Source organism: Pseudovibrio ascidiaceicola (assembly GCF_900114245.1).
GTDB classification, from domain to species: domain Bacteria; phylum Pseudomonadota; class Alphaproteobacteria; order Rhizobiales; family Stappiaceae; genus Pseudovibrio; species Pseudovibrio ascidiaceicola.
In genome coordinates, this window is sequence record NZ_FOSK01000012.1 from 92,874 (window position 1) to 109,833 (window position 16,960).

The following is a 16,960-nucleotide window of genomic DNA, read 5'->3' on the forward strand; positions in this document are numbered from 1 at the left end:
GCGGGAGTACAGAGATGTCTTTATCTGTTCCGGGCAGCATGCAGGAGCGCGCCAACTGGCTTCAAGCTCAAGGCGGGCTGGAAGCTGCCATCACTGCAGGCCATTTTGCTGAACAAGTGACCATGACGCTCTCCGAGGCGTTGGTTCTGGGCCTGATGCGTCAGGGCGTCACCAAGTATCTGGCAATCTTCGGCCACGGCTCTACCGAGCTGGGCGAAGTGCTGCGCGTTTATGAGGACGCTGGCCTTGTACGCACATGGCAGTTCCGCAATGAAGTGGAAATGGCCCATGCAGGTACAGCCCTGCGCTGGGTTTATGGCGAGGTTTGCGCGGTTGTCACGTCCATCGGGCCGGGTGCTTTGCAGGCTATGGCAGGGTCTTTAGCAGCCGCCTCCAACGGCATTGGCCTCTATCACATCTATGGTGATGAGACGACCTATGGCGAAGGCTACAACATGCAGCAGGTGCCAAAACCGCAGCAGGGCCTCTTCCAGCAAATCACCTCGGCCATGTCACAGGCCTACACGCTGCATACCCCGGAGGCCCTGCGCAGTGCTTTGCGCATGGGGGCCAGCTGTGTCTACCATCCATTCAAAGCAGCCCCGTTCTACCTGAACCTGCCGCTCAACACCCAACCACAGAAACTGGATATCCGGCTAGACAGTCTGCCGACTGTTCCAACCTATGAACCGACCATTCCAGCGGTAGACCATAACCTGCTGGAGGCGGTGGAACGGCTGAAATCCACCAGCAAGATCGCCATCAAGGCAGGCGGCGGCTCCCGTCCATTTGCCGAGGGACTGCGATCCCTGGCAGAAGCCGCTGGTGCGGTTGTTGTGGAAGCTCCCGGCTCACTTGGTATTCTGCCAGATTCACACCCGCAAAACATGCATGTGGGTGGTTCCAAAGGCTCTATCAGCGGCAACCATGCCATGCAGGAAGCCGAGCTGCTGGTCGCCATCGGTTCACGAGCCGTATGTCAAAGCGATTGCTCCGGCATGGGTTGGCCAAAAGCAAAACACGTCATCAACATCAACGCCGATCCAATGGATGTGCAGCACTACGCCCACACCACTGCTCTGAATGGTGACATTGGCGAAGTGGTGAAATTGCTGCTTGCTGAGCTAAGCAAAACTGGCGTTGGCAACAAAGCTGACTGGTTGAAGGACTGTGCTACTAAGAAGAGCGAATGGACTGCGTTCAAGGCAGAACTCTATGCAGCAGGCGCAGTCAATGACGAGGTTTGGCAGGGCGGAGTGATGACCCAGCCGCAAGCCATCAAAGCTGCATCTGACTTTTGCAAAAAACACGGGGCCATCAAGCTCTTTGATGCGGGCGACGTGCAAGCCAATGGCTTTCAGGTTGTGGAAGATGACCGTGTCGGCGAGACCATCACCGAAACCGGAGCCTCTTATATGGGCTTTGCCGTCTCTGCGCTCATCGCAGGCGGCATAGCGGACGAGGGGAAATACTCTGTCGCCTTCACGGGAGATGGCTCCTTCATGATGAACCCGCAAGTGCTGATCGACGGCGTGGAGCATGGTGTTCACGGCACAGTTCTGATCTTTGACAACCGCCGCATGGCCGCCATCAGCCACCTTCAGCTCGCCCAGTATGGCAACGACTACCGTACCAATGATGGTGTGGCTGTCGATTACATCGCCATGGCAAACGCAGTGGATGGCGTGCTTGCCATATCTGGCGGGCACAGCGCGGAAGATTTGAGTGAAGCGCTGGAGAAAGCCAGAGCACACAAGGGCCTCAGCGTGGTGCATGTGCCTGTTTATCACGGCGAAAACCCGGTGGGCGGCATGGGCGCTTATGGCAATTGGAACGTTGGCAACTGGTGCAAGGACGTTCAGGATAAATACTTGAAAATGAGCATTTAATCATGACAGATGCGAAACTTCTTATTGATGGAAACTGGGTGACCGCCAGCAACGGCGACACCCGTGACGTACATAGCCCGGTCACTGGCAAAACCATCGGCACCATTGCGGCCGCAAGCGCAGATGACATTGCCACAGCCCTGAAACTGGCGAAGGGTACATTCCCAAAATGGGCTGCGGTTCCAGCCTGGGAACGCGCCAAGGTTCTGCGCAAGGCTGCTGACCTGATCCGCGAACGGACGCAGGACATTGCCCGTGTGATGTCGCTTGAAACAGGCAAACCGCTGGCAGAATCCATTGGAGAGACCGGAGCGGCAGCAGACCAGTTTGAGTGGCAGGCGGAAGAGGCCAAGCGTATCTACGGCCAAACCATTCCGGGTCGCAACGCGGACGAGCGCCTTACTGTAAACTACCAGCCGGTTGGGCCATCTCTGGCGCTATCTGCCTGGAACTTCCCGGCACTCCTGCCCGCCCGCAAAATCGCGGCAGCTCTGGCGGCTGGTTGTACGGTCATTGCACGCCCAGCTTCAGAAGCCGCTGGCCCGTGCTTTGCCATTGGTCAGGCGCTGGTGGATGCTGGCCTCATGCCGGGAGCACTGGCTATCCTGACAGGCGACAGCCGCACGCTTGCGCCTGCATTGATCAACGCACCAGAGATCCGCAAGGTATCTCTCACCGGTTCCGTGCCAGTGGGCAAGGATGTGATGCGCCAGTGCGCAGATGGCATGAAGAAAGTCACCATGGAGCTGGGTGGCCATGCCCCCGTGGTCATCCATAAGGACTTTGACCCGATTGCAGCGGCCCAGAAACTGGCCGCCACCAAGTTCCGCAATTGTGGTCAGGTTTGTATTTCTCCAAGCCGGTTTTATGTGCACTCTTCGATCGCGAAAGAGTTCGCAGAAGAGTTTGCCCGCTACGCCAAAACTCTGGTGGTGGGTGATGGCCTGGAAGAGGGTGTCACCACTGGCCCGCTCATTCGCCAACGTGCTGTGGACCATGCGCTGCGCCTGACTGAAGATGCCATCGCCAAAGGCGCGGACCTGCTTTCAGGTGGAAACCAGCCAGCAAACTTGCCAGATGGCAGCTTCCTTGAGCCAACGGTTCTGATGAACGTGCCGGATAATGCTTTGATTATGATCGAGGAGCCATTCGCTCCGGTCGCGCCGATCTCCACCTTTGATGATGAGGAAGACGTGATTGAACGCGCGAACAACACGCCGTTTGGTCTGGCAGCCTATGTGTTCTCCTATGACAGCGCTTTGGCACTCAAAACCGCTGATCGGCTGGAAGCAGGCATGGTTGGCATCAACGAAACCCTGCTGGCAACCGCAGAAGCACCATTCGGCGGCAACAAGGAAAGCGGCTTTGGCCGTGAGGGTGGCTCGCTCGGCATCATGGATTACCTCGTCCCGAAATACACCCGCCACCTGTTAATCTCCCGAGAGATCTGATGAGCAAAAAAGTACAGGGGCTGGAAATCGGCCTGACAAACTATGGCGACAAGGGCTTTGCCCGCTATCTGCGCCGATCCTTCGCCAAATCCATGGGCTACACGGATGCCAGCCTCGATAAACCAATCGTTGGCATCTGTTACACCGAGAGCGGGTTCAACAACTGCCATCGGCATTTCCCCGAGATGCTGGAAGCCATCAAGCGCGGCGTATTGGCCTCCGGCGCACTGCCGGTGCCGTTCCCGATCATGTCTCTGGGCGAGGTGTTTCTGAGCCCAACCTCCATGGTCTATCGCAACCTGATGGCCATGGCTGTGGAAGAGATGATCACCGCTCAGCCGATGGATTCCGTCGTGCTGATGGGCGGATGTGACAAGACCGTTCCCGCTTTGCTCATGGGTGCTGCTTCTGCTGGCAAACCGGCCACCATGGTTGTGGCTGGCCCCATGATGACTGGCCGCCACAAGGGCGAACGCCTTGGCGCCTGCACCGATTGCCGCCGCTTTTGGGCACAATATCGTGCAGGCACCGTGGATGAATCAGAGATCAACCAGATCGAAGGTCGACTGGCAACCACCGCTGGCACCTGCGCCGTGATGGGCACCGCCAGTTCCATGGCTGTGATTGCAGAAACCCTTGGCATGATCCTTCCAGGTTCTGCTGGCATCCCTGCTGTTCATGCAGATCGCCTGCGTAATTCTGAAGAGACAGGTGTTCTTGCCGCTAAAATGGCTCTCTCAGAAAACGCCCTGACACCAGACAAAATCATGACCCGTGAAGCGGTTGAGAACGCCCTGCGCGTTTTACTTGCCGTTTCAGGTTCCACCAACGCAATCATCCACCTAACTGCTGTTGCTGGTCGCCTTGGCATCGACATCTCATTGGACCGCATGAACCAGCTTTCCGACGAGACACCCGTGGTGGTGGACCTGAAGCCGGTTGGTCAGGGCTATATGGAAGACTTCCATAGTGCTGGCGGTTTGGATGGTGTTCTGGACGCGATCAAAGACAAGGTGCACCGCAGCCCGATCAACATTGAGGGCATAAGCCTTGGCGAGCGTTTGGATGCACCAAAGGCCGACCCGATCGACCACAAAGTGATCCGCACCGCTGACAACCCGGTAGACCCACAAGGCGGCCTGATTGCACTGAGCGGTTCACTGGCACCAGAAGGCGCAATCCTAAAACGTGCTGCCGCAACGCCTGAGCTTCTTGAGCATGAGGGCAGGGCAGTTGTGTTTACGTCTCTGGAAGACCTCGCCAATCGCATCGATGACCCTGATCTGGACATCAACGCCGATGACGTCATGGTGCTACAAAACGCAGGCCCGCGCAGTCCATCTGGCATGCCAGAAGCAGGCTATCTGCCGATCCCGAAAAAGCTGGCCCGCGCCGGCGTGAAAGATATGGTGCGTATTTCCGATGCCCGCATGAGCGGCACGGCGTTTGGCACCATCGTTTTGCACGTAACGCCGGAAGCTGATCTGGGCGGACCCTTGGCTCTGGTGCAAAATGGCGACCGTATCCGCCTCTCTGCGAAGAGCAAGAGCATCGATCTGTTGGTTTCAGAGGAAGAATTGGAGCGTCGCTGCGCGGCCTTCACCTCGCCAAACCCGGAACCAGCCCGCGGCTACAAGCAGCTTTATCACAACACGGTACTGCCAGCGACCAAGGGCTGCGACTTCGACTTTCTGCAGAAGGTCTGAGAGCAATCATAAATGCGAGTGAGCAGGGAACCTCTGCTCACTCCTCAGCGCTGGGTCACGCAGTCTCCACTTGCTTTGAAACACTGGCGATTGTGCGCAGGCTACTCATTTCTGAGGACGTCGGCGAGGCACCGGATGGCAATCGAACTCCCGGCAAAGTGCAAACATCCAGCATTTCCTTCACCACCCCTCTAAACCGGATCCATTCCACCACATCCCCTGTGGCAAGGTTGATGACCTGCACGCCGCACCATGGGTCTGCGTCGCGCTTCCTCAACTCCTCATCCAACGGCAAGCCTTTGAACGATCCATCACGGGGCAGCGAGAGGCCAACGATGGCGTGGTTCTTGTGAAACGCCAATCCGCGAGCGAACCCCGGCAGGAAGCACCGTGGCTGGAATGCGCCGCTTGCAAGATCAATTACCCCGAGATGACCTGTGCCTGAGTTAATCACCCAGAGCTCGCCCTTATGCCAGCGTGGCGAATGCGGCATGGAGAGTTTTTCAGTGATGACCTCATTGCTGGCAATGTCGATCAGACAACCGCCTTCATCCCGGCGATCCCGCCACCCGTTGATCACATCCGCCCGGCTGACCATGGTTACATAAGCGGGTTTGCCATCTTTGAGCGCAATGCCATTGAGATGACACCGGTCTTCAGCAGCGTGTTTGGAGATGAAGTCGGGTGTCCACCAGGGGGCAAAGGAGTGGATGGGATGCAAGGTCGACAAGCAGGAGTACATGGTGTTTGCGAACACGATACTACCGTCGTCTGTGACCACAATGTCATGAATATCCAGATCGCCCGTTGTATGCGCCACACGAGGTACATAATACTTGTCTGCATCCCCGACGCGTTGATCGTCCTCCAGAATATTCTCAAACCGGATCACTTGATTGGCTGTACCCAGAATCAACCGTTGCGGCTCTGCCCAAAGGCCCATGGCACGACCTGTGCCGATGGCGTGAAAGTGGATGCCTCCACTGGGTTTGACCCCAACAAGAAACAGCTGCCCTGTTTGATAGGAGGAGATGGCAAGCGAAACCTGATGAGTGCTGAGCCATGTGGCCATACCGCGAGAGCACGAAATGTCATCGGGCTCCAACCGCTCTACAGCCTCGGCCGTTTGCGCAGGGTTGTTTGCTGAACCTGTCATCTCGTCCCCTTTCACTTCATTCTTGTTTGAAACTATAGGCTCATCCCACAAGATGGGCCTCAGCGAGTTATGAGGGTTCGAAAATTCCGAGGCTTAGAACTTGATCGTAAAATCTAACTCGATGACATGGATAGTTGCATTGTCGCCAAACTGACCGTTGTACTCCGCATTCACGAAGAGATTTTCTGTGGCACGTGCATCGAGGCCGACTTCCAGCTCAAACGCATCTTGAGAGATGGGCGCGCCATCCACCCCAAAGGCGGTGCTGCCAGCAAAGGCTAACAAGGCGGAAGGATCTGTATCCCCATAGGCATGGCGCCAGCTGAGGGATGCATTGACGTTGAACCAGTCATGGACATTATAAACACCCCGCACACCCAGATTGGTGAAGGTGCTGTCAAAGCTGCCACCCTGCTTGGTTAAGGCAGCAGTTCCACCATCCTCTGCGAAGCCATCCGTGTGCACGTCGATGTATGAGACCCCTAGGAATGGCTCAAACGCGAACGCATCCATGACAGGAACCTCATAGTTCGCTTCAGCATAAAACTGCCAGCCGCGGCCTTTATAGCTGCTGTGCTCACGTTCATTAATGGTCGAGAAATCTACCGTTCGCGCGCCTTCAAGGAAGTGCCAATTGTAGATGCCTGCCAGAACAAAGCCGATATCCTTGGCTACTGTCTCCCCATAAATGCCAATAGACCATGTGGTTGCTGAGCCGCTGGAGGAGCGGGCATCCTGCTTCACATTTGTGCGGCCATACCCGCCAAGAACACCTGCAAGCGTTTCCGCGGCAAACTCCCGATCATACCCGAACAGCAAACCGCCCAAACTGTTATCTAATGACGCCGTATCGCTGGTGCCAAACGTGTTGGACCACGCACCGTAACCAATACCCCAGAAGTCGTTCCGCCGATCTGCTTCCAGATCCGTCGGATCCTCAGGCGCAAAAGCTACGGAGATGGAGCCGAGCGATGCATCAGCATTGCGGATACGGTTGTTGATCAATGCCATCCGGCGATAATTGTTCTCTACCAGCGCACCTTGAATGGAGGCATAGATTTCGCCGGAAAGATCGTCATAAGCCGCGCGCGCCTCAGCGCCGTTGGAAAGCCCAAGCAAAGCCTGCGGTAAGGGGTCTGAAAGCGGCAAGCTGTCCAAACCGATACAAGCCACAGATCGCTGATTTTCATTGCTAGCAAAGCCGCAGAAATTATCAGCAATGGCAGTGGCTGTCAGGTTCACGAAGTTTGCGCCATAAGACAAACTCCAATCAATAAACAGCGTGTCTTCCACACTATCAAACGTGCCTGTAACTCCACCGAGCACTTCCAGAATTGTAAATGTGCTCCCTGACGTGAAAGTGGCACCTGTGGTCGAAACAACACCGCCCTGTAAATTTGCAGAGCCCGAGATATCCAACACATCAAAATTGCTCATGCTGGAATCGAATGTAACGAGCATCGAACCAGTAGTCTCATTAACAAAGTCACCAGTAATCGTGGTAATCTCAATACCGCTTTCACCTCCGGGAGAGATAAGGCCTGCATTGGTAAGCGCATTACCTGCACCGAGAACAACGGAAGTTCCTGAGTTGAAAGTCGCGCCATTCAGGTTGTTGAACGCGTTCGTTCCCGCATCCAGATCGATGCCATTGGTTGACGTAAGCGTGCCGGAGTTGTTGATCGTGTCATCCCCAGTCCCGCCTTTAATGTCGTCCACGACACCCGAGATTGCGTTGGTACCAGTCAGGGTAAACGTCGTGTCACCGACTGTCTGAATGTTAATGCCAAACGACTGCGCATTGATGGTGCTATCGGTCAGATTAATCTGAAAACTAGTAGCAGGTGCAAGGCCATCGGAAATCAAAATACCATCAGAACTCGCTCCATTGGCGTTGATCGTTCCGCTGTGCGTCACAGTGGCGGTGTTCTCAGAGTACACCATGATACCATGCGCCGTATTACCGCCTGTGGTGATGGTACCATTTTGGTCGATCGTCACTGCACCAACACCGCGTGCGCGTGCAAAAATACCGCGCGAGTCGTTACCAGCAGTGGTCAACGTTCCAACATGCGTGATGCTAACATCTCCCGTCCCATCAGAACGTGCAAACAAGGCTGTACTTGATGTGTCCGCTGTATCGACATTACCGGTCTGCGTGATGGTTATGGCACCTGTGCTGCCACCTTGCGTGGTCGCGTAGATCCCTTCCGCATACATATTGCCAGTCGTGGCGATATCACCGGTATGGGTGATCGTAATCTCTTGAGAAAAAGCAACTTCAATGCCTCGGCTGTAATAGCCATCCGTTGTAATATCGCCGTTATGTGTGATTGTTACGGCATCAGCGTTCCTCACATCAACACCAGAGGCGTATTGGCTTATTGTCTGGATACCACCGGTGTGCGTGATGGAGACATTCCCGCCACCTGGGTCTACCTCAATTGCATTCCGGCCATCTGTCGAGATGATAAAATCACCTGTATTACTGTTGATCGTAACATCGCCGTTGGAATCAAATAAAATGCCTGGAAGAAAAAACGAGGGTGTGATGTTTGTCGTGACGTTTTCGATGATCAGATTAGTGTAAGTTCCGCCCACTCCCCCGTCGATATCAACCCCAACCGACAAATCGCCCGAACATGTTACTGCTGATCCGCTGATGGAACATTGGGGTTGGGGTGACACAGATTGCGCGCGCGCTGGCATGATTGCCACGCTCGGCAGCACAATGATCGCCGTGGAAAGAAGAAGAGATTGATAGAAGCCACCAGAACACAACAACCGTGCTGGCTTGAAAGATGTGACGCCGCCGCTCATTTAAACCCTCAGACTGCAAAAAACTAAGGCACTTAAATCTCTCGAGATACGCCGAGTACTGGTCTCTTTCGTCTGGCAGTGTGCAACTATGCCAAACAGATACACGTCAACGGGTTCACCTGAACTGCGAGTGGATGCCTTATAAGCGCAGACAAGCGATTTCGTTAACAAAGAGTTAAGAGAGATAGTAGCGGAGCCCTCTCTTATCACAAGCTTTGAAAAGTGAGGGCGCTGGTTCAGCTAGATTCAACTGACGAGGGACATAAGAGATTCTTAGCGGAGTCAAGCTGTAGAACTTACCCCTTCACGCATGCGCTGAGCATATTTAGAACGCTCCTGAGACACTATCGCGCCAGTTCAATACGCGTTTTGCAGGCAATCAATTCTTCGTAACTCACTGTAGAACCGCAGTTTTTAGAGTCATCAGTGGAAAGCTATCTAAACTCACATCACATATCAGTGAAGATGCCTAATCAAAACAATCGATAAGGCATTCATTAACCCTTGCTCAGCTAGGGGATCTCCCTTGTATTTGCTTAAGGGAGAGCATCATGTCATTTCTAGGAAGAGTTGCAGGCTATGTGTCTGCTGCCGTTGTGTTGGGGCTGACCTCATCTCCCTTGAGTGCTGCAGACATCAATTCGCTGAAAGAGCAATATCGCCGACCGTTGGAAATCCCATTTCCAGAGAACGCGCCGTATTCTCCGCAGATGGCAACGCTTGGGAAAATGCTGTTCTTCGATCCTCGCTTGTCTGGCAACAAAAACATCAACTGCGTCAGCTGCCACAACCCGTCCTTCGGTTACGAAGTGCCCGTTCCGACCGCCGTTGGTTCCGCCAACACCCATCTTGGCCGTCAAGCTCCAACAGTCCTCAACGCCGCCTGGGTTGCCCCGATGTTTTGGGATGGCCGCGCCGAAACGTTGGAAGAGCAAGCTGCCGGACCAATCACCAATCCGGAAGAGATGGACGGCAAGTTTGACACCATCGTTGAAATTCTTGACGAGATCCCCGGTTACAACAAGTGGTTTGGTCTCGTCTTCCCACAGGACGGCATCACACGTGACACTGTGCTGACCGCAATCGCCACTTATGAACGCACGGTTGTTTCCGGCTGGTCTCCGTTTGACCGTTGGGTTGAAGGTGAGGAAAATGCTATTTCTGCCTCCGCCAAACGCGGGTTTGAGCTGTTTAACGGCAAAGGCGACTGTGCAGTCTGCCATACGGGTTGGAACTTTACGGACAACAAGTTCCACGACATTGGCACGCCGACAGAAGACATTGGCCGCGGGCTTTATGAGGAAGACAACCCCAAAGCCCAGTTCGCTTTCAAAACCCCAGGCCTGCGCAACCTGACCTACCGCGCCCCGTTCACCCACAATGGCAGTATTCCTGATCTGGAAACCATGATCGCCCATTACAATGCTGGCGGCATCGAACGTCCGTCCCGGTCCGAGCATGTGCGCCCGCTTGATCTGTCTGAACGGGAAGTTCAGGACCTCAAGGCATTCCTTGTTTCGCTGACCGCCGAGCGTACTGAAACGCCAATGCCAACACTGCCAAACTAAGGGCCGGATCCATGACTATTCGCAGTAAAATCTTCATTCCGATCCTTAGCCTCATTGTCGTCGCTATGGCACTGATGGCATTCCTTGTCTGGCAGGCAGCTGAAGGCCGTGAAAACCTTGGCCGTGTGACGCTAAAAGCGCTGGAAGCACAACGCCTTTCCTTCACCATTGTCAACGATTTTGAGCACGCCAAAGAGGTGGTCGATACAGCACTCGCTATGACCACGTTCATTGAGCCCGAAGAGTTTCGCCGTGAGTTCAAAGACATCAACGCGTCTCTGGGCATGGATATTGAGGAGACCCTAGAGGTTGCTCTCAATGAAGAGATGCGGCAGGCCGTTCTCTCAGCACAGACCAGCTTTAAAAACTGGAGTAAAGATGCGGCCATCCTGCTGGGTATTACACCATCCCGCATGATCCCGACCAAAGAGAAGATCGAGCGCCACAATCAGGCACTTCGGGCTTCCATCAACGCGATTGTGTCATCCACAGTTACCGCCAGTCAGTCAGCACTTGCACAGGCCAATGCGGATGCACGGCGGCTGAACATCATTTCCCTCAGCTTTGCGTTGATCGCAGGTCTTGGCGGACTTGGCTTTGCTCTCTTGCTTGCCAACAGCCTTAGCAAACCAATCGTCTCGCTCACCTCCAAGATGGATGAACTTGCCTCCGGTGCGGTTGATGTGGACCTCAATCTGGCCGCCCGCAAGGATGAAATCGGCAAGATGCAGGACGCGGTCATGGTGTTCCGAGAGAACGCAATCGCCCGCCGTGAGCTGGAACAGCACGCCAAAACAGAGCGCTCCCGCGAGCAATCGCGCCAACAGCAAAAAGAAGAGGTTGTCGAGCAGTTCCGCGTGGTTCTGGAACGCAATGTATCCATGCTTTCTAACCAGTCTATGGAAATGCGCAGTTCCTCTGAACGCTTGTTCGACGTCGCCAATCAGGCAACCCAGCAGGCCAACAGCGCAGGCGAAGCCTCTGCCAGCGCCTCACAAAACGTAGAGACCGTTGCAGCAGCAGCGGAGGAGCTGTCTGTTTCTATCCAGAAGATCTCCAGCCAATCCACACGCGCCAACACGCTGGTGACGTCTACCTCTGAAATCGCGCAGACCACGGACAACGAAGTCATTGCGCTTGCAAAGTCCGCTGAGCAAATTGGCACCGTTCTCAACCTCATCCGCGACATCGCCGAGCAAACCAACTTGCTGGCGCTCAACGCAACCATTGAGGCTGCACGGGCAGGGGACGCGGGCAAGGGCTTTGCTGTGGTAGCAACAGAGGTGAAAACCCTGGCAAGCCAGACAGCGCACGCCACCGAGGAAATCTCAGCGCAGATCAACGGTATTCAGAGCTCCACGCGCAGCACAGTCGAAGCCATTGGCTCTATCACAGCGGCAGTAAAAGAAATCAGCGAGCTGACCTCCTCAATCTCTGATGCCGTTGAACAGCAGCAAATGGCAACCGCAGAGATCGCCCAAGCCGTTCAGGCAGCATCCGACGGAACAGCATTGGCCGCCAGCAACGTTGTTTCTGTCAGCGGCGCAATCAACGAAACAACCACTGAAGCCGGAGCAGCCAACAAGTCCTCAGCCTTGCTGGAGCAGGTCACCAACGACCTCTCCGCCGAAGTAGACACCTTCCTCACCCGCATCGCAGAAGAAGACACCCAACAGGCTGTCCGAGCTTAAGCGCAACACATAAAACCTGAACTGCTGTAAAAGGCAGTTCAGGTCCACCTCACAGTCCACCCATAGCACCCAAAACGCAAATTCCACCTGTGTTACAAATCCGTACAATTTTTGGGTTGCGTGATTTTCATATTAGAATATTAGAAAGTAATAATTAATAAGTCACAGCAGAGGTGGTCCTGTGACCCATCACAATGCACCAAACAAAGATTTGCCTTTGGAAGACACTGGCATTTCGTCTATTTTCGGCAATGCTCGCAAGGGCTTGCCGTTCAAACGGATTATTCTGTTTGTCCCTGTCTTCATCGCTATCATGTTCACTGGTGGCGTCATGGGCATGTATTTCCAACCCGCTGGCCTGCGCCTGTTTTATGAGATGACAGGTTTGGAGCCGGGTGGTGGAAGCAATCAGAAAATTGCCGTTCCAATCAACACGACAGTGACCAAAGAAGACATTAAAGCGCTGGAAGCTGGCGCTGTGGTGGCACTTGGTAAGCTGATCCCGCGGGATGGTGTTTCAACCATCGCGGTGCCATTTGGAGCAGGGGATGCACGTATCGCAGACCTGCCAGTCTCAATTGGTGATTGGGCCGCGAAGGGTACCATTCTGGCGTCTCTCGACAACCGACCTTCACTGGAAGCCAGCGTTGAAGCGGCAAAGGCGGAAGTCGCTGTATCTGAAGCGTCACTTCGGCAGGTGCAGCTCTCCATCACGGCTAGTCAGGTAGAGAATGAGGCTGATCTGAACCGATCCAAAACCAATGCCGATCTGGCAAATGCGGAGCTAGAACGCACCAAGTCTCTGTTCGCCCGTAAGGTGGTCACACAAGCCCAGTTGGACCGCGCAGAAGCAGAGGCTGAAAGTGCTTTGCTGGATGTTGCCCGTAAGGTGGCAACCCTGCAGCGTTACAGTGGTTCAGCGGATATCTCTCAGGCGGATGTGGAACTCGCCAAACGTAAGTTACAATCCGCTCAAATCGCCTTGCACACTGCAGAAGTGAACCTTGAAAAATCTGTTGTCCGTGCACCGTTTGATGGCACCGTTCTGGACCTGTTAGTGCAGCCCGGTGAGCGTCCGTCTTCTGCTGGTCTCATCGAGTTTGGCAATACCCGCGAAATGACGGCAGAAATGGAGATTTATCAGAACCAGATTGGCCGTCTGAACATTGGTGATACTGTCACGTTGCGGGCAGAAGCCCTGACGCAGGAACTGCGCGGGACGCTGACCGAGATTGGGTTGATCGTTGGGCGGCAGAACATCATTAGCGTCGATCCAGCCGCAAACACGGATGCCCGCGTTGTGACAGTTGTTGTGACGTTGGATGAAACGTCTTCTGAATTAGCAGCCAACCTGACCAATCTTGAGATCCTCGGTTACTTTCAGCCAGCAAGCAATGAGGCCCTCAAGTGACCCGTTTTCTCACATGGGTGTTGGGCCGGTTGCCCATTGGCTGGCTGCAGCTGACACACAACAAAGGCCGCTTTGCTGCGGCTCTGGCAGGGGTCGCCTTTGCCAACGTGCTGGTGTTTGTTCAGCTGGGGATGATGGGCGCACTCACGGGCTCTACACTGCAACCTTACGAGCTGTTTGATGCGGATATTTTGATCTCTGCCTCTGATGCAAAATCCCTCACCGAAGGCGGTAATGTTGCCCGCGTGCACATGCTGCAAGCACTGACAGTGCCAGAGGTGGCATCGGCAGCACCAGTTTACATCGCCAAGGTCGATTGGCGGGTGCAGAAAGACCAGATCGCCGGCTTGCAACTGGTTGGGCTTCCCATCGAAGCTATCGACTTTATGGCACCAGTGCTACGCCCTCAGTTTTTACAGTTGGCCTTGCCGGATACGGCATTAGTGGACCGCAAAACACGAGGTGGAACAGAGGAATTTTTCAACTCCCTTTCACCGGAAACACCCGCTGTTTTTGAAATGAACAACCGGCAGATCAAACTGATCGGCACCTTGCAGATTGGCGCAGGCTTCAGTGCAGATGGCAATCTGGTGATGTCTGATCAGAGTGTGCTGCGGCTCTCTCCCTCCCGCAGTTCTGGAGCACCGGATCACATCCTGCTGAAGGTAAAAGAAGGCACCTCCATTGAGCGGGCTGTTGAACTGCTGAAGCAAGTGTTGCCGACGGATACCTTGAAGATCCGCAGTTTTGCCAAAGCGGCAGCAGACGAACAAGCCTATCAGACCTCAGAAAAGCCGGTGGGCATCATCTTTGGGTTTGGCACCATCATCGGCGTGCTGGTGGGCATCGTCATCGTGTATCAGGTTCTCAGCACTGATGTGGCCGATCACCTAAAGGAATATGCCACCTTCAAGGCAATGGGGTTCAGTGAAGGGTTCTTCCTCAGCATCATCTTTGAGGAAGCCATGGTCCTTGCTGTGCTTGGGTTCTTCCCCGGTGTGTTTGCTGCCATGGGCATTTACAAGATGCTGGCATTGAAATCCGGCCTCCCGGTGGGACTCACATTGGCACGAGCGCTCATTGTTTTCCTCGGCACGCTAGCCGCCTGCGCACTTTCCGGAACCATTGCAACGCGTCGATTGGCACATGCTGATCCAGCTGACCTGTTTTAGCGGAGCTGATGATGACATACACACCACATGCTCCAATCAGTGTTTCCGGTCTCAACCATTGGTTTGGTGAGGGGGAAGCCCGTAAGCAGGCTATCTTCGATGTTAACTTCGAGATCGAAAAAGGTAGTCTAACCGTGCTGATGGGGCCGTCCGGGTCCGGTAAAACCACCCTGCTAACGCTCATGGGTTGCCTCCGCGATGTCCAGAAAGGCCAGCTCGCCTTGCTGGGTCATGAACTACATAGCGCGGACGAGACGATGAAGATCATGTTGCGGCGGCGTCTTGGCTTTATTTTTCAGGCGCATAACCTACACGAAAGCCTGACAGCGACCCAAAATGTGCTGATGGGGTTGCAAGTTCACCAAAACGGCGTGAAGGCGACAGTCGATGGGGCTCAGCAGGAAAAAGCAGCCCGACATATGCTCAGCATTCTGGGGCTGGAAGATCGCAGTGACTATCTGCCTGCCCATCTTTCCGGCGGACAAAAGCAACGGGTTGCCATTGCCCGTGCTCTCGTTTCTTCACCAGATATCATCTTTGCAGATGAGCCGACAGCAGCTCTGGACAAGGACACCGGGCTTACAGTGGTCAAACTGCTTAAAGAACTAGGCGAAAAGCGCGGCATCACGACGGTAATGGTGACACATGACAACCGCATCCTGCAATTGGCGGACCGTATCCTGACAATGGATGAGGGCCATTTGATAGAGGAAGCCGTGCCTGCATGACCTCTCCAACCGCAACTTGCAAGCGCCCGTTACACCTTGCGACAAACTATTACAACATTCCCGTTGAAGCGATATTTGACTCAACTATTCTAATCGAAAGCAAGCTCAAATCCGCCTTGTACGGATATATACATAACTAGACTAGACAGAGATAATAAATAGACGCTGGCACCTAATACAGTACCAGAAGATTTATTTCGAACAGAATAATCAAAACAAAAACACCCCCATCAAATACTAGGCAATCACCAAACACGGAGAAATCCATGCGTAAACTATTGATCACTGCGCTGGTCGCTATGACTGCAACTTCAGCTTTTGCGGCAGACACAACCAAAGACGATGTCGTAGACGCTCGTCGCGCTTACTTCACCTTGCTTGGGCATGATATGGGCGCTCTTGCAGCCATGGCAAAAGGCGAAATTGAATACAGCCCAGAAAAAGCCAAAGCAGCTGCAGGCAACATGATGACAGTTGCCAGCTACAACGCAGCTGGCCTTTATGTTCCGGGCACTTCAAACGCCGATCTGCCTGGTAAAACCCGTGCACTTCCAGTTATTTGGGAAGACATGGCAGGCTATCAAGCCAAGGGGAAAGATTTTTATCAGGCGCTCGTTGCACTCAACGAAGTAGCTGGCGAAGGTCGTCCTGCACTGGGCAAAGCACTCGGCAAACTGGGCGGAACCTGTAAAGGCTGCCACAAAGAATTCCGCGCGAAGGACTTTTAAAAAATGACGGCTGCGAGCACTGATCATCTTTTGGAAGCACAGGCGAAGAAAGGCATCCGCATCTGGGATTTGCCGCTGCGCGTATTCCATTGGCTTTTCGCAGGCTGTGTGGCCGCGGCGTGGGGTTTGGGCAAATTCGGGCCTGACGTAATGACGCTGCACTTCTGGTTTGGCTATGCAGTGCTCGCACTCATTGCGTTCCGTTTGATTTGGGGTTTCATCGGGTCAGAGACAGCCCGTTTCTCAAGCTTCATCTACAGCCCCAAAGCACTGCTCTGTTACATCGCCAAACTGCCAAAACGGCAGATGAGCAACTGGAAGGGACATAACCCGCTTGGCGGACTGTTCGTCTTCCTTCTGCTGGGTGTCATCGGAGCGCAGGCGGCGCTTGGTCTGTTTGCGGACCCGGAAGACTACATCAATGTGGGACCGCTGGCGTCATGGGTGGGTATCGACAGCGCCCGCACCGCATTGGCGTGGCATGGCATTCTAGCCCGCGCAACGCTTATTCTGGTGGTTCTGCACGTGGCAGCGATCTTCTTCTACCGTTTGTGGAAACGGGAAGATCTTGTCACACCTATGGTCACAGGTTACCGAAAAGGCAAGTGATAATCGCAGGAATTCAAGCCGGAGCGGATCC

Annotated in this window: 12 protein-coding genes; 10 read left to right on the forward strand and 2 right to left on the reverse strand. The window is 54.3% G+C overall.

Going from position 1 to position 16,960, the window contains the following annotated elements:
• Positions 1-14: 14 nt before the first annotated feature.
• From BM231_RS20560 to BM231_RS20570, 3 genes are read left to right on the forward strand one after another with little or no spacing between them, the layout of a single operon-like run.
• On the forward strand, positions 15-1,889 hold the full coding sequence (locus BM231_RS20560) for a thiamine pyrophosphate-binding protein (RefSeq protein ID WP_093522350.1): 1,875 nt from the start codon (positions 15-17) through the stop codon (positions 1,887-1,889).
• A 2-nt stretch (positions 1,890-1,891) separates the two neighbouring features.
• A complete protein-coding gene (locus BM231_RS20565) occupies positions 1,892-3,340 on the forward strand; it encodes an NAD-dependent succinate-semialdehyde dehydrogenase (protein ID WP_093522352.1) in 1,449 nt (482 codons plus the stop codon).
• Positions 3,340-5,046, forward strand: a complete 1,707-nt coding sequence (locus BM231_RS20570) for a dihydroxy-acid dehydratase (RefSeq protein ID WP_093522354.1) — start codon at positions 3,340-3,342, stop codon at positions 5,044-5,046. The genes BM231_RS20565 and BM231_RS20570 overlap by 1 nt, the downstream gene beginning before the upstream one ends.
• Positions 5,047-5,101: 55 nt before the next feature.
• Here the strand turns inward: BM231_RS20570 and BM231_RS20575 are convergent, their stop codons facing one another.
• Complete coding sequence (locus BM231_RS20575) at positions 5,102-6,202, reverse strand: TIGR03032 family protein (protein ID WP_093522356.1); 1,101 nt, start codon at positions 6,200-6,202, stop codon at positions 5,102-5,104.
• Positions 6,203-6,295: 93 nt separating this feature from the next.
• A complete protein-coding gene (locus BM231_RS20580; protein ID WP_208860539.1) occupies positions 6,296-9,022 on the reverse strand; it encodes an autotransporter family protein in 2,727 nt (908 codons plus the stop codon).
• 551 nt (positions 9,023-9,573) lie between these two features.
• On the opposite strand from BM231_RS20580, the gene BM231_RS20585 reads away from it, so the two are divergent.
• The 7 genes from BM231_RS20585 to BM231_RS20615 all read left to right on the forward strand — a co-directional run bounded on the left by BM231_RS20585 (position 9,574) and on the right by BM231_RS20615 (position 16,929).
• Positions 9,574-10,590: a cytochrome-c peroxidase gene (locus BM231_RS20585; RefSeq protein WP_208860540.1), complete on the forward strand. Its 1,017-nt coding sequence runs from the start codon at positions 9,574-9,576 to the stop codon at positions 10,588-10,590.
• Positions 10,591-10,601: 11 nt separating this feature from the next.
• Positions 10,602-12,281: a methyl-accepting chemotaxis protein gene (locus BM231_RS20590; protein WP_093522358.1), complete on the forward strand. Its 1,680-nt coding sequence runs from the start codon at positions 10,602-10,604 to the stop codon at positions 12,279-12,281.
• A 181-nt stretch (positions 12,282-12,462) separates the two neighbouring features.
• Positions 12,463-13,692, forward strand: coding sequence for an HlyD family efflux transporter periplasmic adaptor subunit (locus BM231_RS20595; protein ID WP_093522360.1), 1,230 nt, complete (start codon positions 12,463-12,465; stop codon positions 13,690-13,692).
• On the forward strand, positions 13,689-14,864 hold the full coding sequence (locus tag BM231_RS20600) for an FtsX-like permease family protein (protein ID WP_093522362.1): 1,176 nt from the start codon (positions 13,689-13,691) through the stop codon (positions 14,862-14,864). Before BM231_RS20595 ends, BM231_RS20600 begins: the two co-directional genes overlap by 4 nt.
• An 11-nt stretch (positions 14,865-14,875) precedes the next feature.
• A complete protein-coding gene (locus tag BM231_RS20605; protein WP_063295815.1) occupies positions 14,876-15,592 on the forward strand; it encodes an ATP-binding cassette domain-containing protein in 717 nt (238 codons plus the stop codon).
• Positions 15,593-15,858: 266 nt separating this feature from the next.
• Positions 15,859-16,320 (forward strand): c-type cytochrome, encoded by a 462-nt coding sequence (locus tag BM231_RS20610; protein WP_093522364.1) that lies wholly within the window; start codon positions 15,859-15,861, stop codon positions 16,318-16,320.
• 3 nt (positions 16,321-16,323) lie between these two features.
• The gene (locus tag BM231_RS20615) at positions 16,324-16,929 is read left to right on the forward strand and encodes a cytochrome b/b6 domain-containing protein (protein WP_093522366.1); all 606 of its coding nucleotides are present in this window, start codon (positions 16,324-16,326) and stop codon (positions 16,927-16,929) included.
• Positions 16,930-16,960: the final 31 nt, after the last annotated feature.

Coding starts and splice junctions, on each gene's coding strand:
- BM231_RS20610 (WP_093522364.1), top strand. CDS start 15,859: ATGCGTAAACTATTGATCACTGCGCTGGTCGCTATGACTGCAACTTCA.
- BM231_RS20560 (WP_093522350.1), top strand. CDS start 15: ATGTCTTTATCTGTTCCGGGCAGCATGCAGGAGCGCGCCAACTGGCTT.
- BM231_RS20565 (WP_093522352.1), top strand. CDS start 1,892: ATGACAGATGCGAAACTTCTTATTGATGGAAACTGGGTGACCGCCAGC.
- BM231_RS20590 (WP_093522358.1), top strand. CDS start 10,602: ATGACTATTCGCAGTAAAATCTTCATTCCGATCCTTAGCCTCATTGTC.
- BM231_RS20580 (WP_208860539.1), bottom strand. CDS start 9,022: ATGAGCGGCGGCGTCACATCTTTCAAGCCAGCACGGTTGTTGTGTTCT.
- BM231_RS20605 (WP_063295815.1), top strand. CDS start 14,876: ATGACATACACACCACATGCTCCAATCAGTGTTTCCGGTCTCAACCAT.
- BM231_RS20570 (WP_093522354.1), top strand. CDS start 3,340: ATGAGCAAAAAAGTACAGGGGCTGGAAATCGGCCTGACAAACTATGGC.
- BM231_RS20585 (WP_208860540.1), top strand. CDS start 9,574: ATGTCATTTCTAGGAAGAGTTGCAGGCTATGTGTCTGCTGCCGTTGTG.
- BM231_RS20615 (WP_093522366.1), top strand. CDS start 16,324: ATGACGGCTGCGAGCACTGATCATCTTTTGGAAGCACAGGCGAAGAAA.
- BM231_RS20575 (WP_093522356.1), bottom strand. CDS start 6,202: ATGACAGGTTCAGCAAACAACCCTGCGCAAACGGCCGAGGCTGTAGAG.